Origin of the sequence: Akkermansia muciniphila (genome assembly GCF_018709685.1) — a bacterium.
In the GTDB taxonomy this organism is placed as follows: Bacteria; Verrucomicrobiota; Verrucomicrobiia; order Verrucomicrobiales; family Akkermansiaceae; genus Akkermansia; species Akkermansia muciniphila_E.
This window is the reverse complement of the sequence record NZ_JABDHQ010000008.1, coordinates 50,346-74,192: the sequence shown is the minus strand read 5'-3', so window position 1 is coordinate 74,192 and position 23,847 is coordinate 50,346. Positions and strand designations below refer to the sequence as shown.

Annotated in this window: 20 protein-coding genes; 9 read left to right on the top strand and 11 right to left on the bottom strand. The window is 58.6% G+C overall.

What is annotated here, in order from left to right; translation table 11 throughout:
- The first annotated feature begins 161 nt into the window (after positions 1-161).
- Positions 162-3,002 (top strand): autotransporter outer membrane beta-barrel domain-containing protein, encoded by a 2,841-nt coding sequence (locus HHJ06_RS06905; RefSeq protein WP_215428618.1) that lies wholly within the window; start codon positions 162-164, stop codon positions 3,000-3,002.
- Between the two features lie 206 nt (positions 3,003-3,208).
- On the opposite strand, the gene HHJ06_RS06900 is transcribed toward HHJ06_RS06905, so the two are convergent.
- Both HHJ06_RS06900 and HHJ06_RS06895 read right to left on the bottom strand, forming a co-directional pair.
- Positions 3,209-3,880, bottom strand: coding sequence for a zinc metallopeptidase (locus HHJ06_RS06900; RefSeq protein ID WP_102715973.1), 672 nt, complete (start codon positions 3,878-3,880; stop codon positions 3,209-3,211).
- Positions 3,881-4,082: 202 nt separating this feature from the next.
- Positions 4,083-4,541, bottom strand: a complete 459-nt coding sequence (locus HHJ06_RS06895) for a PepSY-like domain-containing protein (protein WP_215428616.1) — start codon at positions 4,539-4,541, stop codon at positions 4,083-4,085.
- A 140-nt stretch (positions 4,542-4,681) separates the two neighbouring features.
- Here HHJ06_RS06895 and cobA point away from each other — a divergent pair, with 140 nt between their 5' ends.
- Positions 4,682-6,202 carry a uroporphyrinogen-III C-methyltransferase gene (cobA, locus tag HHJ06_RS06890; protein WP_215428615.1) on the top strand — a complete coding sequence of 507 codons (1,521 nt, stop codon included), beginning with the start codon at positions 4,682-4,684 and terminating at the stop codon, positions 6,200-6,202.
- 68 nt (positions 6,203-6,270) lie between these two features.
- Here the strand turns inward: cobA and HHJ06_RS06885 are convergent, their stop codons facing one another.
- Positions 6,271-6,708 (bottom strand): hypothetical protein, encoded by a 438-nt coding sequence (locus tag HHJ06_RS06885; RefSeq protein WP_215428614.1) that lies wholly within the window; start codon positions 6,706-6,708, stop codon positions 6,271-6,273.
- A 242-nt stretch (positions 6,709-6,950) separates the two neighbouring features.
- Here HHJ06_RS06885 and topB point away from each other — a divergent pair, with 242 nt between their 5' ends.
- Both topB and HHJ06_RS06875 read left to right on the top strand, forming a co-directional pair.
- Positions 6,951-9,599, top strand: a complete 2,649-nt coding sequence (topB, locus tag HHJ06_RS06880; RefSeq protein WP_215428613.1) for a DNA topoisomerase III — start codon at positions 6,951-6,953, stop codon at positions 9,597-9,599.
- A 111-nt stretch (positions 9,600-9,710) separates the two neighbouring features.
- The gene (locus tag HHJ06_RS06875; protein ID WP_215428612.1) at positions 9,711-10,922 is read left to right on the top strand and encodes a hypothetical protein; all 1,212 of its coding nucleotides are present in this window, start codon (positions 9,711-9,713) and stop codon (positions 10,920-10,922) included.
- 34 nt (positions 10,923-10,956) lie between these two features.
- Here the strand turns inward: HHJ06_RS06875 and HHJ06_RS06870 are convergent, their stop codons facing one another.
- From HHJ06_RS06870 to acnA, 3 genes are all read right to left on the bottom strand, one after another.
- Positions 10,957-11,820 carry an aldo/keto reductase gene (locus tag HHJ06_RS06870; RefSeq protein WP_215428611.1) on the bottom strand — a complete coding sequence of 288 codons (864 nt, stop codon included), beginning with the start codon at positions 11,818-11,820 and terminating at the stop codon, positions 10,957-10,959.
- A 93-nt stretch (positions 11,821-11,913) separates the two neighbouring features.
- A complete protein-coding gene (locus HHJ06_RS06865; RefSeq protein WP_251841451.1) occupies positions 11,914-12,498 on the bottom strand; it encodes a peptidoglycan recognition protein family protein in 585 nt (194 codons plus the stop codon).
- Between the two features lie 271 nt (positions 12,499-12,769).
- Positions 12,770-15,523, bottom strand: a complete 2,754-nt coding sequence (acnA, locus tag HHJ06_RS06860; RefSeq protein WP_215428609.1) for an aconitate hydratase AcnA — start codon at positions 15,521-15,523, stop codon at positions 12,770-12,772.
- A 314-nt stretch (positions 15,524-15,837) separates the two neighbouring features.
- Between acnA and HHJ06_RS06855 the strand changes: the two genes are divergently transcribed.
- From HHJ06_RS06855 to HHJ06_RS06845, 3 genes are all read left to right on the top strand, one after another.
- Positions 15,838-16,044: a hypothetical protein gene (locus HHJ06_RS06855; RefSeq protein ID WP_215428608.1), complete on the top strand. Its 207-nt coding sequence runs from the start codon at positions 15,838-15,840 to the stop codon at positions 16,042-16,044.
- Between the two features lie 68 nt (positions 16,045-16,112).
- A complete protein-coding gene (locus HHJ06_RS06850; protein ID WP_215428607.1) occupies positions 16,113-16,451 on the top strand; it encodes a DUF2752 domain-containing protein in 339 nt (112 codons plus the stop codon).
- Between the two features lie 239 nt (positions 16,452-16,690).
- The gene (locus HHJ06_RS06845) at positions 16,691-17,134 is read left to right on the top strand and encodes a L,D-transpeptidase (RefSeq protein WP_215428606.1); all 444 of its coding nucleotides are present in this window, start codon (positions 16,691-16,693) and stop codon (positions 17,132-17,134) included.
- Between the two features lie 500 nt (positions 17,135-17,634).
- Here HHJ06_RS06845 and msrB read toward each other — a convergent pair whose 3' ends face one another.
- Positions 17,635-18,747: a peptide-methionine (R)-S-oxide reductase MsrB gene (msrB, locus tag HHJ06_RS06840; RefSeq protein WP_215428605.1), complete on the bottom strand. Its 1,113-nt coding sequence runs from the start codon at positions 18,745-18,747 to the stop codon at positions 17,635-17,637.
- A 26-nt stretch (positions 18,748-18,773) separates the two neighbouring features.
- Complete coding sequence (locus tag HHJ06_RS06835; protein WP_215428604.1) at positions 18,774-19,382, bottom strand: hypothetical protein; 609 nt, start codon at positions 19,380-19,382, stop codon at positions 18,774-18,776.
- A 232-nt stretch (positions 19,383-19,614) separates the two neighbouring features.
- On the opposite strand from HHJ06_RS06835, the gene HHJ06_RS06830 reads away from it, so the two are divergent.
- Positions 19,615-20,367, top strand: coding sequence for an N-acetyltransferase (locus tag HHJ06_RS06830; RefSeq protein ID WP_215428603.1), 753 nt, complete (start codon positions 19,615-19,617; stop codon positions 20,365-20,367).
- 62 nt (positions 20,368-20,429) lie between these two features.
- On the opposite strand, the gene HHJ06_RS06825 is transcribed toward HHJ06_RS06830, so the two are convergent.
- Together HHJ06_RS06825 and HHJ06_RS06820 are read right to left on the bottom strand one after the other, a co-directional pair.
- Positions 20,430-21,662: an MFS transporter gene (locus HHJ06_RS06825; RefSeq protein WP_215428602.1), complete on the bottom strand. Its 1,233-nt coding sequence runs from the start codon at positions 21,660-21,662 to the stop codon at positions 20,430-20,432.
- Between the two features lie 101 nt (positions 21,663-21,763).
- Entirely contained in the window at positions 21,764-22,426 is a 663-nt protein-coding gene (locus tag HHJ06_RS06820; protein ID WP_215428601.1) for a hypothetical protein, read from the bottom strand.
- A 255-nt stretch (positions 22,427-22,681) separates the two neighbouring features.
- Between HHJ06_RS06820 and HHJ06_RS06815 the strand changes: the two genes are divergently transcribed.
- Complete coding sequence (locus HHJ06_RS06815; RefSeq protein WP_215428600.1) at positions 22,682-23,239, top strand: cob(I)yrinic acid a,c-diamide adenosyltransferase; 558 nt, start codon at positions 22,682-22,684, stop codon at positions 23,237-23,239.
- An 80-nt stretch (positions 23,240-23,319) separates the two neighbouring features.
- Here the strand turns inward: HHJ06_RS06815 and HHJ06_RS06810 are convergent, their stop codons facing one another.
- Positions 23,320-23,694 (bottom strand): hypothetical protein, encoded by a 375-nt coding sequence (locus HHJ06_RS06810; RefSeq protein ID WP_215428599.1) that lies wholly within the window; start codon positions 23,692-23,694, stop codon positions 23,320-23,322.
- Positions 23,695-23,847 lie beyond the last annotated feature (153 nt).

Genomic DNA, 23,847 nt, shown 5'->3' with positions numbered 1-23,847 from the left:
ATAAGCTATGCGTTTTTCATGGCGGCATGAAATTCCTATTAAACCGATAGGGTTGACAAAAGATTGTTAGAACACTATTAGCGGCTTTTCAAATTAATCACTACTTAAAAATGAGACTTGTTCTTCCATTGCCGTTGCGCCGCTTTTTGCTGGGACATCTTTTGTTTTCAGTAACGCTGGCCACTTCCGCATCTGCGGCGGAATTCATAGTGGATGCCTCCCAGGCAACCGACTCAAGCAGAAACGTGTACGGGACGCTTCAGGAACTGGCCGCTTCCGGCGTGCTGGCTTCCGGGGATACCGTTGTCTTGTACAATGACGACTCCTCGTTGACCGGCAGTCTGACGGCTGCCGTCAATTTCCGTTCCAATGATCCGGATACGTTCCGTACCATAGACCTGGTCAACCTGGCCTCTGGCGAGAGCCTGTATGATGGAACTCAGCTGCAAGGCAATGTAGCGCTGGAGATGGATGCCATCATCTGGAGCAATTTCACTGAGCCCATCACGGGAGCGGAACTCCAAGTTTCTTCTCTGGAAATAACGGGCCGTGTTCAATTTACGGGAGGCAGTTACGGAAAAGCATTTATAGCATCAGACGGTCCCCTGACGCTGGGAAATGGTGTTGTTTTTGACAAGAATACCCATATTGGAGGAGCGCCCTTCGTGGATATTTCTGGATTGATTTATAATGCCGGACAACGCCTGACCATAGGGAACGACGCTACCTTCTCCAGCAATATGATTGCGACCTCTCAAGATACTGACATATATGGAGGAGTGATTTACAACGCTGACGGGGGGCATCTTGCCATAGGAGACAATGCTACCTTTTCCGATAATTTAAGCTTCTCTTCCTCCTTGGGTGGTGGCTTTGTCTATGGTGGAGCCATTTACAACACAGGTTCAATCACTATAGGAAGCAACGCCGTTTTCGTCAGAAATAAAGCTTCTGGATTGAACGGCGCCCATGGCGGAGCGATTATCCACGCTGCGAATGGTAGTCTGACTTTCAGAGATGGAGCCTTATTTGTCGAAAATTACGCGACTATGGACGGGGGAGCTATTTGGGCTGGATATGATAGTAAGCTCAACTTCTACGCCCTGACGAAGGACGTGCTCTTCAGCGGCAACATGACCGGAGGCACCTTCACTTTTAATAGCGCCGGTTCCTCCGTGGAAAACGGCATCGCCAATGCCATTTACATTGTTGGGGGAGATGCCCAGCTGACGCTTGCTGCGGCGCAGGGGCGCGAAGTCCGCTTCAACGACCCGGTCATCACCGCGGATTCACACGGTCAAACAACTTTTACGTTTAACCGCTACACGGACGGAGAGGGAACCGCCCACGACACGAACGGAACCATCGTCTTCAGCGGCGAGCTCTACCAGGGGGAAGAGGCCCGCCTTATTGCCAGCCGGTACAATGAGTTTAGAGCCCAGACCACCCTCTACGGCGGAACCCTCGTGCTGGAACATGACGTCGTCTTCGGCAGGAGCTTGGACCACAGCAAAGTAGATGATAGATCAAGCCTGACCGTAGAGAAAGGCGTGCTGGAAATCACCGGAGGAAGTACCGCCAACGCCGACATCTTTACCCTCTCCGGCCCTGACGCCGTCCTGCGCCCGGGGGAAAGCGCCTTCATTAACGCCCACACCGCTGACTTCTCCCGCGGCTTCACCTTCGACATGCGCCACCAGCTCCAGGCTGGGCGGGGCTTCGGGCCGGGCTTGACGCTCTCCGCGCTGGAATCCTTCACAGCCGGTGGCCTCATCGGCGTGGCGGACACGGGGGAAAACGCTTCCTTCTTCTACGCGGACCGCTCCTGGAGGCAGGACCGCGTCTTCCACGTGCTGACGGACGCGGAACACACCCTTGAAGGAGACTTTGAAGGTGCCGTCTCCCAGGCCACGGGAACGGACCGGGTGGATTCCCCCTACTCCTACACGGGAACCTGGAGCCACCAGTGGGTGGACGCCGACGGGGACGGCTACGCCGAACAGCTCCAGCTGGTCTGGAAGGCGGACGGAGGCTCCATCAGCCAGGTAGACCCGGAACTGGCCGGGGAACTGGCCTTCAACTCCCTCTGGAGCTCGGCCTCCAACGCGGCGGCCCTGGGCGGCAACGTCCTCTCCCGGCTGAACGCCTTCCGTCTGGCCGACAAGCACTCCCGCGACCTCTGGGGCATGGGCCTGGGCGACTTCGCCCGGCAGCGCAGCCGGGGAGGCGTGGACGGCTACGACTACAACGGGGGCGGTTACTCCGTTGGGGCGGACAGCGGATTTGGCGCTAACAGCGGCATCTGGGGGATTGCCTTCGGACAAATCTACGGGCATTCCAAGAGCCGGGACTTCCAGGGCCGGAACACGCAGGACACCCGGATGGGCTCCCTGTACTGGGGCCGTCTGCTGGAAGAAAGCAAGCAGGCCCGCTGGACCTTCAAGGGAAGCCTGACGTGGGCGGAGACGCACAACAAGATGGACAGCCGCCTGAGCGGAGCGCCGTCCTCGACGGGCAAATGGAACAACCAGACATGGCTGGCGCAGCTGGAAGTGTCCCGGACGGCGGACTATGCCGGAGGGTGGAGGCTGACTCCGTTCGTGAGGGTGGAATTCACGCACGGCAGTCAGGACGCCTTCCGGGAGCAGGGCGGTTACGGCCGCGATTTCGGAGGGGCGACGCTGAGGCGCCTGTCCATTCCCGTGGGTCTGGAAATAGGCAGGACGGACGAATGGAAGGGAAGGCCGTGGGAGCAGTCACTGCGGCTGTCCTACGTGGGGGACGCCCTGCAGGACGTGCCTGGCGGAACGGTGTACAGCCCGTACAGCGACATGAGCTGGAGGGGGAGGGCGGTGAGCCCGGAACGTCACGGCTTGCGTGCGGAGTACAACACGTCCCTGCAATGCAATGAGCGCTGGAGCGTGTACGGGGGCTACGGCCTGGAGGTGAGAGGAAGCTCGGTGTACCACCGGGTAAACGCGGGAGTGTCCCGGAGCTTCTAGAAGGACTCGCCAGGGAACTGAAACAAGGAAATAAGGGGGGGGACGGTTCCGCGCGGCGGGAGCGTCCCCCTTCCAGTTGCGCGGCGGTTATGGAACCGCCCGGTGGAGAGGGGGGATAAAGTTTTTCCGGAGGCAGAGGCAACGGCGCAATACCTCCCTGTTTTCGCCGTTGCCGGGGCCGTCTTTCTTCGGAGTACGGCGCGGGATCATTCCCTGCCGCGCGCGTTCAGGAAAATGAACACGTAATACAGCAGCATGGCCAGGGAGGAAAGCGCGCCCACCACGTAGGTCATGGCCGCCCAGAACAGGGCGCTCTTGGCCTTTCCGTGGTCAAAATAATTCATCAGGTGGGAGCGGTCCAGCCACTTCAGGGCCCTGGCGGAAGCGTCAAACTCCACCGGAAGCGTGATGAACGCGAAGATGGTAGTGATGGCAAACAGGCCGATGCCCAGCCCCAGCACCCACGGAGAACCGCCCATGGCCAGCAGTACAATGCCGATGATCAGCACGAAGCTCACCATGTTGGAAGAGAACTGGACGATGGGGACCAGCGCGGACCGCAGGCCCAGCCAGTGGTAGGCCTGGGCGTGCTGCACGGCATGCCCCACTTCATGGGCCGCCACGGCCGCGGCGGCAATGCTGTTGGAATTGTAGACGGATTCGCTCAGGTTGACCGTTTTGTCCGCCGGATTGTAATGGTCCGTCAGGTGGCCGGGCGTGGAAATCACCTTCACGTCCGTAATGTGGTTGTCCTTCAGCATTTGTTCCGCCACTTCCCGCCCGGTCACCGGAATGGGAATCTGGGAATACTCGCTGAAGCGGCTCTTCATGCGGGCGCTGACCAGCCAGCTCAGCAGCATGGAGCCCAGCAGAATCATCCAGTAAATGGTGTAGGAATGCTGCGGGGCGGTTTCAGCCGCCTGGGCCGTATAGGAAAGGAGGTCGATATTGAATAACTCAATCATTGCAAGTTTGACCTTATATCATAAGGCTTTGTTGAATCCAGAGGATGCCGTGTCAGCCTCCGGGGGATGGCCACCCGGCTTCTGTCATACGGAAACATGAGGAAGAACGGCCGGTTCAATCGTCCGCCTTCTGGGAAAGAAGTTTGCCGTCTGCGGCATAATAAAGCTCCAGTTTGCGGACGGCGGCGGTTTCAGAACGGCAGTCCACCCGGTACTTCAGGGCGCCCCTGGCGGTAATCTGCTTGGCGCGGCGGGGTGCGTACCCCGGAAAATCGCGGGCGATAGCCGCTGTAACGGGAGCGGGAAGATTTTGGAGGGAGATGTCCGCCTTGACCAGGCAGACGGTGCCGTCGGGATAAAGCTTTACTTCATATTCCAGGCCGTTGAGGCGGAATTCCGCTTCATAAATATCCTCGTCGTTGTCGAAATCCCATTCGATGGCCCCGGCGTTCGGATACTGCTTCTGCACCTGCTCCTTCACGGGAGCCGGAACGCGGGAAGCCGGAATATCCGCCAAAGCCGGAAGAGTGAACGCGGCGGCAAGAGTAGCTGCAAGCATACGTGAAATGTTCATAGATACGTAATAATTGTATTTATTCGAAAAACAAGAAACTTTTGCGGATGCTCCGTGACAATTTAGCCATAAATGGAATGAATCCGGACATGGCGGGGTTTCTTGTCGCCAAAAAGAGGGTGATGGAGTTGAATGGCAGTATGCAACAGGGTATTGTTTATTTGCTTGGAGCGGGTCCCGGGGACCCCGGCCTGATGACCGTCCGCGGCCGTGAGCTGGTGGAAACGGCGGAAGTGCTGGTATATGATGCGCTGAGTTCCGCGGAAATGCTGAACTGGGCCCCTGCCGCGTGCGAACGGATTTTTGTGGGCAAGCGCGCCTCCCGCCATGCCCTGCCCCAGGAGGAAATCAATGCTCTGCTGGTCAAGCTGGGGAACGCCGGGAAAAGGGTAGTGCGCCTGAAAGGCGGCGATCCCTACGTCTTTGGCCGCGGAGGGGAGGAAGCGGACGCCCTGCATGAAGCGGGCGTGCCGTTTGAAGTAATTCCGGGCATTACCTCCGCTATTGCGGGGCCGGCGTACGCGGGCATTCCGGTGACGCACCGCAAGTACTGCACGCAGTTCACCGTGTTCACGGGCCATGAGGACGTGAACAAAAAGGAATCTTCCCTGGATCTGAAGGGCATCGCCGGAGCGCAGGGCACCAAGGTCATGCTGATGGGCATGCGGAAGCTGGCGGAAGTGTGCGAGGCCCTGATCGGGTTCGGCCAGGACGCGTCCACTCCCGCCGCGGCCATCCAGTGGGCCACCACGGGGCTTCAGCGGACGGTTACGGGTACAGTGAAGACCCTGCCCGCCAAGGTCCTGAAAGCGGGCCTGGAGGCCCCTGCCGTGGTTGTCGTTGGAGACGTGGTGAAGGAGCGGGAACAGCTGGACTGGTTTGAACGGCTTCCCCTCTTTGGAAAGCGTATCGTGGTGACGCGCACGCGCTCCCAGGCGGGGGAACTGAGTTCCCGCCTGCGCAGGCTGGGCGCGGACGTGCTGGAAATGCCCACCATCCGCATTGCCCCGCCTGCCAACAAGCGGGAATTTGCGGAAGGCGTGGTGCACGCCCACACCTATGACTGGCTGGTATTCTCCAGCCCCAACGGGGTGGAGCGCTTCTTCCAGGCCTTCTTTGCCGTGTACAAGGACATCCGGAGCATCGGCGGGGCCAGGATTGCGGCCATTGGGCCGGGAACGGAAGCCAAGCTCCGGGAATACGGGCTGGCCGTGGACGTGATGCCTAAAAAATACGTGGCGGAAGGCCTTGTGAAAGCCTTCAAGGATGCCCGCAAGGAAATAGGCGGCATCGAACACAGCACCTTCCTGTGGGTCCGCGGGGAGGAAGCGCGCCGGGTGATTTATGACGGCCTCACCTCCCTGGGGGCCATTGTGGATGAATGCATTGCCTACAGGACGGAGGCGGAAACGGAGGATGTGGCGGGCGCCCAGGCGGCTTTCCGTGAGCGGGGCGCGGACATCGTGACGTTTACCAGCTCCTCCACCGCGGAAAACTTTTTCCGGCTGGGTTTGCCTTGGCCTGACGGCTGCAAGGCCGCCAGCATCGGACCCGTGACCACGGACACCCTGAAGGAACTGGGGCACGCTCCCGCGATTACGGCAAAAACGCACGACATCAACGGCCTGGTGGAAGCCATCCTCAAGGCCGCCAGGAGATAGGACCGCCCCTGCCTGGCAGGATACGGAACCGCCGGGGCCTTGCCGCCCCGGATGCCGCATGCTCCGGGTCAGAAGCCGCTGACGGCTTCCCAGCCGGTTACCTTTCCATTCTCAAACAGGACATTATAGGAAACGGGCGGCCGGCTGCCCAGCGGCATTGTGACGCCTATGCCCGTTCCCACGCCGGAATCCCGGCTGCGGAAGCCTCCGCCGCCCAGCCCCACGGCCCAGCCCGTGCCGCTCTTCGTGTAAATCCAGCGTTCCGTGTTCTTGCCGTCCATGCGGCCCGTCATTTTCTGCTCGGGTTCTCCCCATGCCAGCAGCACCGCCATGGGAGACATGCCTTTTTCCAGCTCTCCGCGCGCCACTTTGACCTGCTGCTCAGGGGGCAATTGTTCATAGGCCGGCATATTCTTCGCGATGCGGTCGGACGGGGTGGGGGAACAGGCCGCCAGCAGGACGGCGCAGGCGGAAAAAAGGACGCGGGAAAGGCTCGTTTTCATCATCCCATGAAATAGCATGCCCCCATGCGGCTGACAAGGGGGCAACGCGGCTTTTCCGGCAAAAAAAGAGTGGAAAACCCGCTTCACGGCATAAAAAAGGATGCTTTTTCCGTGAATACATAATTGGTTATTGACAGGGATGGGGGGTAGGGGAGTAGGAATTCACCTCCAAATGCAACGCGCCGCCATGATGCGGATAACGCTGCCGCCACTGTTTACCACATTTACTTTTCCGAGCCGCCAATATGTCCAAAACTTTAATCATAGCAGAAAAGCCGAGCGTCGCCACTGATTTGGCGAGGGTGCTCGGCAAGGAGCTTGGAAAATTCACCCGGGACAAGTCCGGGGCGTATTACCAGAATGACCGCGCGATCATCACGTCCGCCGTGGGCCACCTGCTGGAGCAGAAAAAGCCCATGACGGAGGGCGGCAAGTCGCTTCCCTGGAAGTTCGACTACTTGCCCGTCATCCCCAGCGCTTTTGAACTGGAACCGATCAAGCAGTCTGAAGACCGCCTGAAAAAGGTGCTTCAGCTTGCCAAAAGCAAGGACGTCACGGAAATCGTCAACGCATGCGATGCGGGCCGTGAAGGGGAACTGATTTTCCATAACATGGTCCGTTACGGAAAATGGACCAAGCCCACGCGCCGCCTCTGGATGCAGTCCATGACGGATGAAGCCATCCTGAATGCGTGGCACAGTATGCGCAGCGAGGCCGATATGCAGCCTCTGACGAATGCCGCCGTCTGCCGTTCCGAATCCGACTGGCTGGTGGGCCTGAACAGCACCAGGGCGCTCACCATCCTGCAATCCCGCGGCGGGTTCAACGTGACCCCCGCCGGACGCGTCCAGACCCCCACGCTGGCCATTCTGACGCAGCGGGAACTGGAAATCCAGGCGTTTGAACCGGTGCCCTACTCGGAAGTATGGGCGGAGTTCGACGTGAAGGCGGGGTCCTACGCCGGACGGTGGATTGACCGGGACTGGAAAAAGAGCGATGACGCGCAGTCCCGCCCGGAGCGCATCTGGGACTCCGAGATGGCGACCGTCATCCGCGACCGCTGCCGCGGGAAATCCGGCACCGTGACGGAGGAAAAGAAGCCCGTCACCACCATTGCCCCGCTGCTGTATGACCTGACCTCCCTCCAGCGGGAAGCCGCCAACCGCTACGGCTTTTCCGCCAAGCGCACGCTCCAGCTTGCCCAGGAATGCTATGAAAAGCACAAGGTGCTCACCTACCCCCGTACGGACTCCCGCTACCTGCCGGAGGACTACCTGGGCAAGGTGTACGGCATTGTGGGCACCGTGGCGGAGCAGGATCCGGAATTCTCCCCCTTTGCCAGGGACATTCTGGACAACAAGCGCATCAAGCCCAACCGGAGGGTGTTTGACACCAAGAAGGTGAGCGACCACTTCGCCATCATCCCGACGGGCAAGATTGAAAAGCTGACCGGAGACGCGCAGAAACTTTTTGAAATGGTGATGGCCCGCTTCCTGGCCGTCTTTTTCCCCGCCGCCGTCTTTGAAGACACGCGGAGAACCACGGTCATCGCCCACGGGGGCAACGTGACGGACGCCTTCCTGACCACGGGCCGCGTGCTGGTGGAGCCGGGCTGGCAGGCCGTGTACGGCCGCAAGGCCGGAGCCTCCGGCAAGGAGGAACTGGTGCCCGTGCAGGATGGTGAGGAAGCCGCGGTGCGTGAAATTGAAATCCGCAACGCCATGACCAAGCCGCCCGCCCGGTACAATGAAGCCACGCTGCTGGCGGCCATGGAAGGCGCCGGGAAACTGGTGCATGACGAAGAACTGGCCGCCGCCATGAGCGAGCGCGGCCTGGGTACGCCCGCTACGCGCGCCTCCATCATTGAAGGCCTGATTTCCCAGGAATACATTGTCCGTGACGGCAGGGACCTTCTGGCGACGCGCCGCGGGATTGAACTCATCGGCCTGCTGGAACGCATCGGGCTCAAAACGCTCACCTCCCCCAGCCTGACCGGGGAATGGGAATACAAGCTCAAGCAGATGGAGCAGGCCGCCCTGCCGCGGGACTCCTTCATGGAAGGCATCAAGACGCTGACCGGGGAAATCGTGAAAAGGGTGAAAGACTTCCGGGAGGCCCAGCAGCAGGTGGAATTGCCGGAAATCGAACTGGACTGCCCGTCCTGCCACGCCCACGGCCTGAAAAACACGCTGGACGCCGTCTCCTGCCGTTCCTGCAAGTTCAGCATCCGCAAGGTCATCTCCGGACGCGACATGACGGATGAAGAACTGAAAACCCTCATTGTGGACGGCAAGACGGGAATCCTCCACGGGTTCACCTCCCGGTTCGGCAAGCCCTTTGAAGCGGGGCTGGAACTCAATGACAAATTCCGCGCCACGCTCTACTTCCCGGCCCGTGAGGAAGAGGACGCCGCCGGGACGGAGGAAGCCGTGAAGGTGGCCTCCGTGACCATTCCGGACCTGGGGGAACACGATGTGATGGAAACGGCCAAGGCCTGGAAGGTGCCTTCCCTGACGATCGGGAAGGAAAGTGTGCCCGTCTCCGTCTCCCGGACCATTCTGGGCCGTGAAATCCCGTTGGACCAGGTATTGAAGATTCTGGGGGAAGGCAAGTCCGACCTGTTGAAGGGCTTCATCTCGCAGCGCACCAAGCGCCCGTTTGACGCCTATCTGGTCTTCAACGCGAAGACGGGCAAGATAGGCTTTGAATTCCCGCCGCGGGAAAAGAAATATCCCGCAAAGAAAACCGCCCCAAAGGCGGAAGACAAGAAGGAAAAGGCGGTGAAGACGGGCAAAACCGCCGCTGCCAGGACCGCGGGGAAAACCACTGCGGCCAAGAGCGCCGGTAAGAGCGCCAAAACCGCCGCTGCTCCCAAAAAGCCCCGCAAGCAGTAAGAACGGTGAGCAAAAGCTGCCGGCGGAAGAATGCCGGCAGCCGCAGAAAGGAGCTTTCCGTCAAGGAAGCAGGGAAGGGCCGGGAAAAAGCTTTTTCCGGGGCGTTCCCGTGTGTTAGGCTACACCCGCAACCCTGTGTCCCTGACGATGAAACTGCTTCTGATTGCTGTGCTGGTATGGTGCGGCGCTGTTGGCGCCCCGGCGGAGGAATATGTCTTTCCGGGTGAACGGGAATGGATATCCAAGCTTGGAGACGTGGTAAAAGGCAGCTTCCAATCCTGCACGGGAAGCAAACTGGCCCTGAAAACAGGCCGGAAGCGTGTGGAAATTCCACTGAACCGTCTGGATGAGGAAGACGCGGCTCTGGTCAATTCCCTGACGGGTACTGCGGCACGGCGGGACCTCAAGCTGGCCGCGATGCTCTGGCCGTTCCTGATGAAAGAGCTGGAAAAGGTAACGTGGACGACTGTGGAAAAGGACATCTCCCCCCGGTACAACGAAACGGCCCGGAAAAAAACCGGAGGAACCTTGACCGGGAACAGGAAAATTGACGGACTGGCCTGTACCACCTCTCTCTCCGCCATCAAGGGACCTCCGTTCCGCATTCAGGAATATTACCGTCCGCAGAACCGGCCGGAAAGCGCACGGGTCCAGAAAAGCTTTGACATGGTTCTGGACCAGGGGAGCCTCTCCGCCTGCTACGATGCCGGAACGGGCCTGCTAACCCCTTCAACATACATGCTTGAGGAACGGACGGAGATGCGCGGCCCCGTTTCCTCCCTGCTTCCTGCGGGTGAGAAAATCGCCGCAAGGGAGGCGAAATCCTACAGTAACACGGACTATTCCCTGGTCATGGAAGCCCGTCCCGTCAAGGGAGCTTACGAGACGTGCAAACCGAACTCCCTGGGAAGAAAAAAGCTGGCCATGTACTGGAATACGGAGGGCAAAATGGTCTGCGGCGTCATCAAGCTGGAATACGACAACCTGCGTTTGGCCGCCTTGTTTGATGACCAGCGGAAGCTGGTGAACGCTCCGGGACTGGGGTATGCCGTGATCCTCTCCCGCCTGGACAAAAAGGGCAGGGATTCCAAGGGGCAGGACGGCCATTACTACCACGTGGCGCTGGCCGCGGACGGCCTGCCCGTGTACCACCATGAAGGACCGGAAACCGAGGCGGACCTTGATCCCCTGCATTACGGAAAACTCCGTGATTCCGAAAAGAAAACGGCTCTGGCGAAGGAAAAGGAACGTGAACAGGCATTACGGGCCAGACAGCAGGCCCGGCAACGCCTGGTGGAGTCCGCCAGGAAGCGGAGGGAATAGGCCTGCGCTTCCCGCGTCTGGCAGAACGTTGAGCTCATTCCTCGGAAAGATGGTCCGGATGGATGGAGTAATGGCCGGGGGCATCCAGTGTGTCAATAAGGGCCATGTCTTCTCCGTCCAGGGAGAAGTTAAAGACGTCCAGATTGGCCCGGATTCTATCCGCGTGCATGGATTTGGGCAGGGGCACGATGCCGCGCTGCAGTTCCCAGCGGAGGCATATCTGGGCCACGGATTTTTTAAGCTTGTCCGCTATACGGCACAGAACGGGTTCCTCCAGTACGCCGCCGCGGGCCAGGGGGCCCCATGATTCCACCAGAATTCCGTGTTCCCGGCAGAAGGCGACCGTTTCCGTCTGGTGGTACCTGGGGTTGATCTCCAGCTGGTTCACCATGGGCATGATCTCGGCTTCCTCCATCAGGGCTTCCAGATGGTGGGGAAGAAAGTTGCTGACCCCGATGGCTTTTACCTGGCCTTCCTTGTAAAGCCGTTCCATGGCTTTCCAGGTTTCCCGGTTGAGTTCCCGGTAGTCTTCTTCATAACCGGCGGGGATGGGCCAGTGAATCAGGTACAGGTCAAGGTAATCCGTCCCAAGACGGTTCAGGGAGGCGTCAAAAGCCGCCAGCGTGGTGTTGTAGCCCTGGTCCGTGTTCCAGACCTTGCTGGTGATGAAAATTTCCTCCCGCGGAATGGAGCTTTCCCTGACGGCGCGGCCCACCGTTTTTTCATTGCCGTACACGCTGGCCGTGTCAATGAGGCGGTAGCCCGCTTCCAGCGCGTCCAGAATGCTCCTGGCGCCCGCCGTGCCGTCCGGGGCCAGATAGGTTCCGTAACCGATGACGGGCATGGGGAGTCCGTTGCTCAGCCGGTGCGTATCTCCGGGGGAAGTGATGTTTTTCATACCCTTCATGAAGCACCCTCCGCCGGAAACGGTAAAGAGGGCGCCTTGTCATGAATGCGGCATGCGCGGCAGCGCCGGAGGAGCCGGAAAGGGCTATTTCCCGGCCTGGAGGCAGCGGTAGTAGTAGTCCACGCGGGAGATGAACCAGCTCCATTTGTAGCCGGGCCTTCCATTGGTCATCAGCGGGGCCGGACAGTTCTTGCCGGACCAGTAGTTATGGGGCACCACGTTGCGCAGGGGGACGTTGTAGCGTATCATCAGCAGGGCCGCCAGCTTGGCCGTCTTGTTGTAGATGACCACGGGGTTGTGCGTAGTGCATTCACACATTTCAATGGCTACGGAGTATTGGTCCCCCGGCCCGGAGTGGTCCGCATGGTGGCCCGTTTCCGTGGTGGGGATGTGCTGGTACGCTCCGAACTGGTCCACCGTGAAGTGCCAGTTCAGGCTGCGGGATTTGCCGCTGTTCAGGTAGCGGGAATGGGCATGGGCGTCTCCCTTGGGGTTGGCGGTGCTATGGATGGTGATGAAGCGGGGCTGCATGGAAGCCGCATGCCGCCGGGCGTACGTGTTTTTGGGCATGTAGGAGACGCGGATGCCCACTTCACGGCCCATCTGGCCGGGTGTGCGGGGGACGACCGGAGCTTTTTGAATTTTAAAGGAGACGGCAGGCGGTCTCATTTTATCGTTCTGCGAACAGCTGCAGAACGTCAGGGCGGCTAATACGGCAAGAAAGCCCGTCCAGACAGATCTATATTCCATGTGTTTGTTCTAGAAACAGCCCGCGGGGATTGCAAGCAGAATTTGGAATTAGTTCAACTGAACTAATCAAGCTGTGTCATGTTCTCCCGCTGTGCGTTGTGCGGAGTACGCCGGACGGGCCGCGCCTTCGGGGGAAGGGCGGCCCGTCCGGAAAGGATGCGGCGCCGGAAAAGTCCGGCCTGCCGGAGGTTTATTTGAGAATTTGGGTGAGGACGTATTGCAGGATGCCGCCCGCCAGGTAGTATTCCTTTTCAATGGGCGTATCAATGCGGACGATGACGGGCACGTCAAACGCCTCTGCTCCTGCGGGCTGCACGCGCAGGGTGACCTGCTGGCGCGGGGAAATGCCGCCTTCCAGGCCCAGGATGGAGAACGTGGCGTCCTTCAGCGGGGCGATGCGGTCATAATCCGCCTTGTCCGCAAAGTTGAGGGGAAGCACGCCCATGCCGATCAGGTTGGAGCGGTGGATGCGTTCAAAGCTCTTGGTGATGACGGCCTTGACGCCCAGCAGGTTCGTGCCCTTGGCCGCCCAGTCGCGGGAGGAGCCCATGCCGTAGTCCTCTCCGCCGATGACGATGAGGGGGACGCCGTCCTGCGCGTAGGCCATGGCCGCATCGTAAATGAAGGCGGGGGTGCCTGCGGCTGCGGCTATCTTCTTGTCCGGGGCCGGAATGGAGCGGTCGCCGAAGTACAGCGTGTAGCCGCCTTCCGTGCCGTCCACCATCAGATTCTTGATGCGGACGTTGGCGAAGGTGCCGCGGGTCATGACGCGGTCATTGCCGCGGCGGGAACCGAAGGAGTTGAAGTCTTTCCTGTCAATCCCCATGCCTTGCAGGTACAGCCCGGCGGGGCCGGTTTCCCGGATGGCTCCGGCGGGGGAGATGTGGTCCGTGGTCACGGAGTCGCCGAAGATGCCCAGGGGCCGCGCGTTCCGGATGTCCGCCAGCGTGCGGGGCTGGCTGTTGAAGCCGCAGAAGAAGGGTGGGTTCTGGATGTAGGTGGAGTTTTCATTCCACTGGAAGACGGAGCCTTCCGGCGCGTACACCGCCGCCCAGCGCGGATTTTTTTCCGGCGTGATGGTGTAAAGCTCCCGGTACGCTTCCGGATTGCGGGATTTGGCGACGGCTTCCGCGATTTCCGGGGCGCTGGGCCAGATGTCTTTCAGGAAGACGGGGTTTCCGCTGCGGTCCGTGCCCAGCGGTTCCGTCTGGAAGTCAATGTCCACGCGTCCGGCCAGCGCAAAGGCGACAACCAGGGGGGGGGACATCAGGAAGTTGGTTTTAATGGAGGCGTGGATGCGGGCCTCAAAGTTACGGTTGCCGGACAGGACGGAGGCGGCCACGATGTCATTGTCCCTGACGGCCTGTTCCAATTCCGGATTCAGCGGGCCGGAGTTGCCGATGCAGGTGGTGCAGCCGTAGCCCACGGTTTCAAAACCCAGGGCGTCCAGGGAGTCCTGGAGCTGGTTGGCGGCAAAGTAGTCCGAGGCGATGCGGGAGCCCGGCGCGATGGACGTTTTCACGTGCGGAGGCACTTGCAGTCCCAAGGCGACCGCCTTTTTGGCCAGCAGCCCGGCAGCCAGCATCAGGCCCGGATTGGAGGTGTTGGTGCAGGAGGTGATGGCCGCGATGAGGATGCTGCCATCCTTCAATTCCGCTTCCTGGCTGAAGCCTTCTACCGGAACGGGAACGCCCGCGGGGGAGTGCATGGCGACCTTGACGGAGGGGGATTCCTTTTTCCCGTATCCGCCTTCCGCCGCGGGCATGCTGACCAGCTTGCGGAAGCTGTCCCTGATGGAGGCCAGGGGAATGTGGTCCTGCGGGCGTTTGGGGCCGGAAACGGCGGGTTCTATGGCGGACAGGTCCAGTTCCAGCTGGTCCGTGTAATCCAGCTCCCCGTTGCGGGGCATGCCCCACAGGCCCTGGGCCTTGAAGTAGTTTTCGTACGTGGTGATGGCTTCCTCGCTCCTGCCGGTCAGGCGCAGGTATTCGGAGCAGTGCTTGTCCATGGGGAAGAAGCCCATGGTGGCGCCGTATTCGGGGGCCATGTTCGCCACGGTGGCGCGGTCCGCCAGCGGAAGGGCCGCGGCTCCGTCTCCGAAGAATTCCACAAACTTGCCCACCACGCCGTGGCGGCGAAGCATCTGGGTGACGTGCAGCGCCAGGTCCGTGGCGGTCACCCCTTCCCGGAGTTCTCCCGTCATATGGACGCCCACCACTTCCGGCACCAGGAAGGTGACGGGCTGGCCGAGCATGCCGGCTTCCGCCTCAATGCCGCCCACGCCCCAGCCCACCACGCCGATGCCGTTGATCATCGTGGTGTGGGAGTCCGTCCCCACCAGGGTATCCGGGAAGTAAACGCCGTCCTTTTCCATGACGCCCTGAGCCAGATATTCCAGATTCACCTGGTGGACAATGCCCACGGAGGGCGGCACCACGGAAAAGGTGCTGAACGCCTGCTGGCCCCATTTCAGAAACTCGTAACGTTCTGCATTGCGCTGGAATTCAATGTCCAGGTTCTTCTCCAGGGCGTCCGTGCGGCCTGCCCAGTCCACCTGCACGGAATGGTCCACCACCAGGTCCACAGGGACCAGCGGTTCAATGACGGAGGCGTCCTTGCCCAGTCCGGCCACGGCGGAGCGCATGGCCGCCAGGTCCACCAGCAGGGGTACGCCCGTCAGGTCCTGGAGGACGATGCGGGCCACGGTGAACGGGATTTCATAAGAGCCGGGGTTTTTGGCGTTCCAGGAGGCCAGGTTGTCCACATCCTTTTCCGTCACCTTCAAGCCGTCGCAGTTGCGGAGCAGGGATTCCAGAACAATCCGGATGGAAACGGGAAGGCGGTTCAGCCGGGGATAACCGTTTTCAGCCAGGGCTGGGAGTGAATAAAACTGTCCGGGGGTTCCGGCTCCCGTGGTGAACGTGCTCTTGGCAATCTTGGTCATGATGCGGAATAGAGGGTTAACTGTAAACAGGCGGCTGCCCTCCTGGCAGTCGCGGGTACTATACAGGCCAAGCCCGATAAGGCAAGGACTCTGTGTGACGGGAGCGGATTTTTCCCGTTCGCGCCGGAACCGGGAATTCCTTTTTCTGCCGGCCGCAGCCGGGCTTTTCCGTCATGTTGCCGGTGGAGGGGGGCCGGAACTGCCGGAAGAAACAGGAAAAACTTGTGCAGGCATGCGATTTTGCTTAGATAGGAACGAATAGCGTGCGGCATTCTGCTGTTCGCACCCAATATGAATTAAACTGAAATGAAAATATGAATGAATCACAGCAACCGAACAATACACTTGCCATTTTGGCCCTCGTCTTTGCCGTTGTGTGCAGCCTCGTGGGCCTTATTCTGGGAATCATCGGCCTCAACAAATATCCGGACAAGAGCAACGGCAAAACCATGAGCCTTATTGCCGTAATCGTCAGCATCGTCCTCATGCTTATTGGAGCGGGAACGGCGATGGTCCGCTAAAAGTCCTCGCCAGTTACGTGAATTCAAGGCTTGCGGAGAAAGTAATGTCCGCAGGCCTTTTTCATGGCATGAAACTGTTCCTCCTGTATCTGGCGCTGCTGGCTGCGGCGTGCGCGGTGCTCCTGCTGGCGGGTGACCCGTCCCGGTCCGGCTGGCTGCCGGAGTGCCTTTTTTATAAAACGACGGGTTTTCTTTGCTACGGCTGCGGCTCCACCAGGGCGTTGCACGCCCTGCTTCACGGCCATTGGCTGGACTCCCTGCGGTACAACGTGCTGCTGGTGCCCACGCTCGTCTGGCTGGGAACGCTGTTCTTCATCCGGGACAGGGCCGTATTCGCAAGGGTGCTGGTTGCGGGAGCGGCCGTGCTTGTTTTGTTTACCGTGGTACGCAATATTCCTCTGGCGTGAGAGGTTGTTTTTTTCTTTATTTTTCATCTCTTCCGTTCATGCCGGAATGATGGAGAATGCGTCATGAAACATTGAAAATAAGTTCGCGGCATTGTCCAATCCTGTGAAAGGGATGAAAAGTAATGAATGCGAAAAAAACCTTGTCAATCATGGCCGGAGTGCTGGCCCTGGCTTCCTGTGCAGGACCGCAGGAAGAAAATTTGCGGATGGTGCCTTTAACCGGATATTCCACGATGCCCATGACTTCTTACGGACCCCGTACGAGGGTGGTAGTGGCCGGAGTGGATTATACGGAAGTTCATGACGAGTGGATGAATTCGGACATCATGAAGAAGGCCACGTCCGGCAACACGCGCGTGGTGATCAGCAGAGCCCGCCAGAGGGGGCAGCTCATGGTGGGGGATGAAGTGGCCATGGATTTCCCCGTCTGCCTGGGCATGCCTTCCCACCGGACTCCCGTAGGGAATTTCCGTATTACGGAAAAGGCGGTCCACCACGTTTCCAATTTGTATGATGCCTCCATGCCCTACTTCATGCGGCTGACGGACGGGGGCATCGGCATGCATGTGGGTCCCGTTTTCATGACGCCGCAATCCCATGGATGCATCCGCATGACCCGCTCCTCCTGCGTGCCGCTTTTTAAAACCGTTAAAGTAGGCACGCCCGTCAAGATCGTGCCGTGACGCAGGGGCTGGGTGAGCCACCCGGAGCATTTCGGGAGGGATGGCGCCTTTGCCATGCTTTTTTGGAAGTGCGGGAAATCCGGTGCGCAAAAATGTTATGTATATCCATGATAATTTTATTATAAGTATAATATAATAAATTTCATGGTTGGATAAGAGCGTTAAGGAAAAAAACTTATTTTTTTTACACAAAACGGGTTTGGCCGCCGCTATTTCAAGTGAAAGGCATGAAGATAAACGGCCATCCCGCAAGTCGTATTGCCCCAACACCCAAACCCTCCATGTTCTGTTGCCGGTTGAATGGCTTCCATCTCCCGGCGGCGGCATGGTTGGAGGGTGCGCCGCTTTGGTTCCCAGGCAAGGGCGTGGCTGCACAGAGCTGGCCAGAGGCAGGCGTCCGGCGATAATGAAACGCCCGGTTCTTCACCTTGTATGACGCCTACCCTTTCCCTGCTCCGGGCGGAAGCATGGTATTTTCATGCAGCGGTTTCCACTGCAGGTTACCGGGCCTTCTCTTCCTTGCGCAGTTGGGGGAGGTACTTGCCGTAGCCCTGTGCCTCCATGTCCTGTTCAGGAATGAACTTCAGGGAGGCGCTGTTGATGCAGTAGCGCAGGCCGCCGCGGGCCTTGGGACCGTCCGTAAAGACGTGGCCCAGGTGGGCGTCCCCCGTGGCGCTGCGCACTTCCGTGCGGCTCATGCCATGGGAAAGATCCTTTTTTTCCTGAATCAGGTCTTCTTTGATGGGCCGGGAAAAGCTGGGCCAGCCGCAGCCGGAATCAAACTTGTCCGTGGAAAGGAAGAGGGGTTCCCCGGTGGTGATGTCCACATAAATGCCGGGCTTGTCATTATTAAAATATTCGTTGCGGAAGGGAGGTTCCGTGGCATTCTTCCGTGTAACGGCAAATTGCTCCGGCGTCAGGGTGCGGCGCAGTTCTTCGTCTGATTTTTTCCGGTAGGCGGGCGCGGCTTCCCGCGCCTGGGCGGCCTGCTGGAACTTAAAGGACGGAATATGGCAGTAGCCGCCGGGGTGGTTGTCCAGATAGCGCTGGTGGTATTTTTCCGCCCGTGAAAACTGGCGGAGGGGCTGGGCTTCAATCGCCAGGGGCTGTTTGAATTGCTCCTGAAGCCGTTTCAGGGACGCCTCTATCACCGGCTTGTCCTTCTCATCCGTGTAATAAATGCCCGTGCGGTATTGAACGCCCCTGTCATTCCCCTGCTTGTTGACGGAAATGGGGTCAATAATGGAGTAGTATTGCTCCAGCAGGAAGGGAAGGCTGACTTCTTCCGGGTCAAACACCACTTTCACCGTTTCCGCGTGCCCCGTGCCTCCGGTGCAGACTTCCTCATACGTGGGAGCGGCTGTGGAGCCGTTGGCGTATCCCACCTCCGTTTCCTTGACGCCGGGAATCAGGGAGAAAAACTTCTCCACGCCCCAGAAACAGCCTCCCGCCAGATAAATCGTCTTCAAATCCTTATTGTCCATATGATGTCTGTTATTGTTGGCCGCCCGGCCGTTTTCTCCGCAGGAGAACAGGGCCAGCATGGCTGCTGCGGCCAGAATGGCGCATGCCAGCCCGGCCAGGGTCCATGGTCCGTGGTAAATACGTTTCATAAACGCTGTGTGGAGTCGCCTTCCGGTCAGGGAGCATCCGGCTCCCGGGCTGAAGAACCTGCCGTTCCACAGCTTTTCAGGGAAGATGAAGGATTAGACAACGCCGGGCCCGTTCTGTTCGATGGCTGTGTCAACGCCGTGTCCGGTTCCGCAGGTTCTTCCGGCTGCATCGTATCTTTCAGCCATTGATAAACGGCACGGTCCGTGGCGTCCGGCTTTTTGCTCGTCTGCATGCGGAATCCGTACTTGGTTTCAAAATTGAAAACGGCCAGGGAAGGGCCCAGGTTGATGGAGAGGCCGTCCATCCGTATTTCCACATCCTGCGGGGCATAACTGGTGAAATCCAGGTGGCCGGCATTGCTGATGGTTTCCGTATAATGCCTGAGCAGGGAAAGAATGCCGGGCTCCAGGGAAGGGTGGCTGGGGACGGCCCGGACGGCGGGGGAGGATGGCTCCCTGAATAAAATGGCGGGGGATGAATCCGCCCTGCGCGGGGCGGCCAGCTTGTCCAGCGGCACGTTCCACAGAAAGGAAAACAGCGCCGTGCCTGCAAGGAAAAGGGGGACGGCCAGAATGGCCATCCATCGGCGCAGCCTGTTCCGGCGCCCGTTGCCCTTGTGTGGTTCCGCGTTCATGGAAGAACCTTCAGCATGACATGAGTTTCCGGCGGTGTCCATCGGCAAATGGAGCCGGACTCAAGCCGTTTTTGTAAAACACCTTGTGCACAGCAACATCACGTGTCGGCATGAAATGAGCCGTTTGACATTTCCGAACGCAGCTATTAAAACCAAGGAAACCGGACTGGGTTTGTCCGTCTCCTGCGCATAAGGCGCAGGCCGGAACATGAAAAGCTGAAGCAGGATGCGCATGAGTACCGAGTTTGTAAACTTGACGCCGGAAAACATAGCCAGCGAACATTTATGCTGCATCATCCGCAGTAAAAAAGCCCATCCGGGCATTGACGCAAAACGGCAATGGCTTTCAGGCCGGTTGAAGGAAGGACATGTCTTCAGAAAGCTGAATGCAAAGGCTACGGTTTTTATTGAATACGCCCCTCTTGAAAAAGCCTGGGTTCCCATCATCGGTGATAACTATTATTATGTGTACTGCCTGTGGGTTTCCGGGAACGATAAAGGGAAAGGCTACGGCAAATCGTTGATGAAGTATTGCCTGGCTGACGCCCGGGAAAAGGGTAAATCCGGCATTTGCATGCTTGGGGCAAAAAAGCAGAAACATTGGCTTTCAGACCAGTCGTTTGCCAGAAAGTTCGGCTTTGATGTGGTGGATGCTACGGAGAACGGCTATGAACTGCTGGCGCTTTCTCTGGACGGAACAAAGCCGCAGTTCTCACAAAATATAAAGCGCGGGGAAATTGAAAGCCGGGAGCTGACCATTTATTATGATATGCAGTGCCCCTTTGTCCTTCAGAACGTTGAGATGATCAAACGGTATTGTGAAATGAACAGCGTTCCTGCATCGTTCATTCAGGTGGATACCTTGGAAAAAGCAAAGGAATTGCCTTGTGTCTTCAATAACTGGGGTGTGTTCTACAAGGGGAAATTTGAGACGGTGAATTTGTTGCCGGATATTTCCGCCCTGAAGAGAATACTCAAAAAATGAAAAAGGGAATAGCGCGTGATTGACGTCTTTTCCTCCCCGGAACGGGGTTGACGGCATGGGGATCAATCGGAATCCACGCCCAGCTTGTTTTTCCGGTAATGGTCCAGGGAGATGCGGTAGAAGTACACGATCGCCAGCAGGTTCAGCAATGCCCCTGTGCCAAAGGCCCAGTTCAGGTTCAGGTATGCGTAAATCTTGCCCCCGAAGAACATGCCCGTGCCTACTCCGATGTCAAAGGCCGTGAAGAACGTGGAATTGACGGCTCCCCGGTGGCCGCGGTCCGCCATGTTCAGCTTCATGGTCTGGAAGGTGGGGATGAAGATGCCGAATCCGAAGCCGATGAGGATGGCGGATGTGTAGTAAACCCATTCCAGCGGCGCGAGCGCCAGCGCGCCGAAGCTGACGGTCAGGATGCTCAGGGAGATGACGGAAAGCTCCGCCACGCGTCCGCGGTCAATCTGCCTGCCCACCATGAACCGGGAGACCAGCATGCCCAGCCCCATCAGCGCATAAAACAGCCCGGCGTATTTGAAGCCGTACATTTTCCCGTACAGGGCAGAGTAAACGGCCACCACCCCGTAGGAGAAGGAGGCGATCATCACATTCACCGCCAGCGGAATGCCCACGCGCAGCACCAGGCGGTCCAGCACCTTTTTGGGCGTTTCGTGCACGGGTTCCTGGACAGGGCGTCCGGGAGCACGGATGAGGGAGGCTATTCCGGCCCCGGCCAGGCACAGCACCAGGGAACTCCACGTAATCACGTAAAAGCCGTATACCTGGTACACCTGGAGGCCGATGACGGGCCCCAGGCACATGCCCAGCGTCATCGTCATGCCGAAAAAGCCCAGGCCTTCCCCGCGCCGGGACGGGGGGATGATGTCCACCGCCATCGTGGGGCCGGAGGTGGTCATGCCGCCCCAGATCAGCCCCTGCACAAAGCGCGTCAGAAAAATCGCCAGGGCAGTGGCCGCTACCGCATACCCGGAAAAGGACAGGGCCAGCAGGATGTAAACCGTGATGTAAATCTTCTTGCGGTCTCCGGTGTCCACCCGGTGCGCAAACCAGGGGCGGGAAATGATGGCGGCCAGCACGTAAATGGACATGATCCAGCCCAGCCAGCCGGAGGAAACCTGCAATTGACCCGTCAAATACAGCGGGAGGACGGGCACCAGTTCAAAGAAGGCCAGCCCCATCATCAGGTTCGCGCAGCAGGCCAGGATGTAGTCCCGCGTCCAGAGGGGCGTTTTGACGGGGGGTGCGGTTTCCGCCGCCAATTCATCTCTGGTCCGGGTCATGCAGGGGTTGTACAGCCATCGGAAAAAGTTTCAAACGGTCTGACGTGTCATGCCGCTGCGTGGAGTGTGAAAAGCGTCCTGTGGATTCTTTTTGGGAAAAATTATCTTTCTTTACAGGAAAAGCCCACCCCAACCAGGGTGTCTCTCCCGTCAATGGCGTTCAGATAGTCGAACACCTCTCCACAGGGAACTTCATCCTCAACGAGGAAAATGAATGCCCTGTGCTGGCGGATGTCGGCATTTGCCATGCGAGCAAAAGCTTGAACATCGTTTTTCCGGCGTTCATCGTTGCCCTCGTCACGGACATGCCAGTGAATGAGCTGGTAGGGATCTGTTCCCGCACGAAAGGGCTGGATGAACTCCACGAAGGGATAGGAAGGTTCCGTGGAGGAAGTTTTTTTAACAGGAATGAAGACGTTTTCCCGGAAAGGATGTTTCATAACGGGATCATCCGGAAGACACGGAATACTGGGGACCATGTGGTTTACACCTTCCCAGTCTATTTCTTCATCCGTATCCGGAGTTCCGGGATAGTCCCAGCAAAGGACATTGGCGAACGCAGGCGCCACGGCGTCACCCTTGCGCAGGCGGATATCGTCCACGCTGAGCTCATAAGCTTTTTGTAGCCCCTCGTGGACACGGGACCACGGAAGAAGAGGATTGTCCAGATTGATCGTCAGGATTCTTTCAGAGGCCGGGTCCGTCTTCCATTCCATGGCGGGGCCGGGCAGTTCCGAAGCGTTCAGGACAATTTCTCCGGGCAATAAGGCAGGTTCCTCTTTGGAACACGTTCCAAGCAAAAGGCAGGCGAAGCATGAGAGAAGAGTTGGGATTATGGGCATGGGAAATGTATGTCACTTGTTTAGTGAAATTCATATTACGTTGAAAATCAAGTTAATTCGTTAGAGAAAAATAGTTCTGGACCGATGATAGTCGGAATCCGGATACTCTGTCGCTCCTTCCGGAACATGCCTTCTTTTTTGCGTGCAGGGCCGCGCGGGCATGGTAGGGTACCGGGTATGAGCGTAATAACCAAGCGTGGAGACAGCGGAGAAACGGACCTGATGTTCGGCAAACGGAGCCCCAAGACGGCTCCGCGCATTGAAGCTTACGGAACGGTGGATGAATTGAATTCCCTGATCGGCGTGGTGCGCCATTCCGGAGTGAGCCCCCGGACGGTGGAGATGCTGGACGGCGTTCAGGCGCGCCTGGTGGGCGCCATGGGGGAACTGGCCACGCTGGAGGAAGACCTTCCCAAGTATGATGCCAAAGGCTATGCCCGCATCACGGCGGAGGACGTGGCGTGGCTGGAGGAACAGGCCCACCTGCTGGAGAAGGAATGCGACATCCGCTTCAAGGGGTGGGCGCGCCCCGGCAAGGAGGGGTCACTGGGTTCCGCCTATCTGGACCTGGCCCGGTCCGTCTGCCGCCGTGCGGAACGCCGGGTGGTGGCGCTGAGGCTGGATAATGCCCTGAGCAATGTGAACACGGCCCTCTTCCTGAACCGCCTTTCCGACCTCTGCTGGGTTCTGGCCCGCTTTGAGGCTCTGGACGCCGGGGAAAAGGCGGAAGCCTGAATGGGCCGTTTACAGCCATTCTTCTTTTCCGGAGAGGGGGAAGATGGAAAAAGGGAGCTTCCCGGCACGTCAAAGGTTTTTTATTCCCTGAATCTCTGCTGGTGCAGAAATTCGAGGAAGGAGGAATTCGTGGCGGGAAGGTTGTCCCGTTCCTGGATTTTCTCGTAGATGCGCATGTACATTCCCAGGCCGTCTCCACCGCATATATGGCCGCCTGTCATGCGGCGTTTTGTACCGCTGCCGTCCAGGAGAACAATAGTTCCGCCCAGGGGATGAAGAATGCTGCCATGGCTGTCGAAACCGATGCCATATGTGGCTGTTCCATCGGAGAATTCCACCGCGGACACGTTAAAAAATGTTTCCTGATGGTTTTTCGCGAGGTCCAGGTCTCTGTGGGCTCTCCAAAGAAGGACGGGGATGGAAAGAAAATAGAGTCCGGCGGCCAGAATCAGCACGGAAAGCAACAGTTTATGTCTTTTTAAAAATGGCATGGCCGTGAAAATCGCTTGTTGCGGTGTTCTTTATTCATATTACATTAAGAATGCCAGCATTTTATGTCAAGTCCGCATGGATATGTTTCCGTCTCTTTCCTGTCCGGAACCGGAGAG

Excerpts from the sequence above, each read along its gene's own strand:
- HHJ06_RS06835 (WP_215428604.1), bottom strand. The coding sequence starts at position 19,382 with ATGAACGCGGAACCACACAAGGGCAACGGGCGCCGGAACAGGCTGCGC.
- HHJ06_RS06900 (WP_102715973.1), bottom strand. The coding sequence starts at position 3,880 with ATGATTCTGCTGGGCTCCATGCTGCTGAGCTGGCTGGTCAGCGCCCGC.
- HHJ06_RS06865 (WP_251841451.1), bottom strand. The coding sequence starts at position 12,498 with ATGAGACCGCCTGCCGTCTCCTTTAAAATTCAAAAAGCTCCGGTCGTC.
- cobA (WP_215428615.1), top strand. The coding sequence starts at position 4,682 with ATGCAACAGGGTATTGTTTATTTGCTTGGAGCGGGTCCCGGGGACCCC.
- msrB (WP_215428605.1), bottom strand. The coding sequence starts at position 18,747 with ATGAAACGTATTTACCACGGACCATGGACCCTGGCCGGGCTGGCATGC.
- HHJ06_RS06895 (WP_215428616.1), bottom strand. The coding sequence starts at position 4,541 with ATGAACATTTCACGTATGCTTGCAGCTACTCTTGCCGCCGCGTTCACT.
- HHJ06_RS06885 (WP_215428614.1), bottom strand. The coding sequence starts at position 6,708 with ATGATGAAAACGAGCCTTTCCCGCGTCCTTTTTTCCGCCTGCGCCGTC.
- HHJ06_RS06825 (WP_215428602.1), bottom strand. The coding sequence starts at position 21,662 with ATGACCCGGACCAGAGATGAATTGGCGGCGGAAACCGCACCCCCCGTC.
- topB (WP_215428613.1), top strand. The coding sequence starts at position 6,951 with ATGTCCAAAACTTTAATCATAGCAGAAAAGCCGAGCGTCGCCACTGAT.
- HHJ06_RS06845 (WP_215428606.1), top strand. The coding sequence starts at position 16,691 with ATGACTTCTTACGGACCCCGTACGAGGGTGGTAGTGGCCGGAGTGGAT.
- HHJ06_RS06870 (WP_215428611.1), bottom strand. The coding sequence starts at position 11,820 with ATGAAAAACATCACTTCCCCCGGAGATACGCACCGGCTGAGCAACGGA.
- HHJ06_RS06815 (WP_215428600.1), top strand. The coding sequence starts at position 22,682 with ATGAGCGTAATAACCAAGCGTGGAGACAGCGGAGAAACGGACCTGATG.
- acnA (WP_215428609.1), bottom strand. The coding sequence starts at position 15,523 with ATGACCAAGATTGCCAAGAGCACGTTCACCACGGGAGCCGGAACCCCC.
- HHJ06_RS06850 (WP_215428607.1), top strand. The coding sequence starts at position 16,113 with ATGAAACTGTTCCTCCTGTATCTGGCGCTGCTGGCTGCGGCGTGCGCG.
- HHJ06_RS06830 (WP_215428603.1), top strand. The coding sequence starts at position 19,615 with ATGAGTACCGAGTTTGTAAACTTGACGCCGGAAAACATAGCCAGCGAA.
- HHJ06_RS06855 (WP_215428608.1), top strand. The coding sequence starts at position 15,838 with ATGAATGAATCACAGCAACCGAACAATACACTTGCCATTTTGGCCCTC.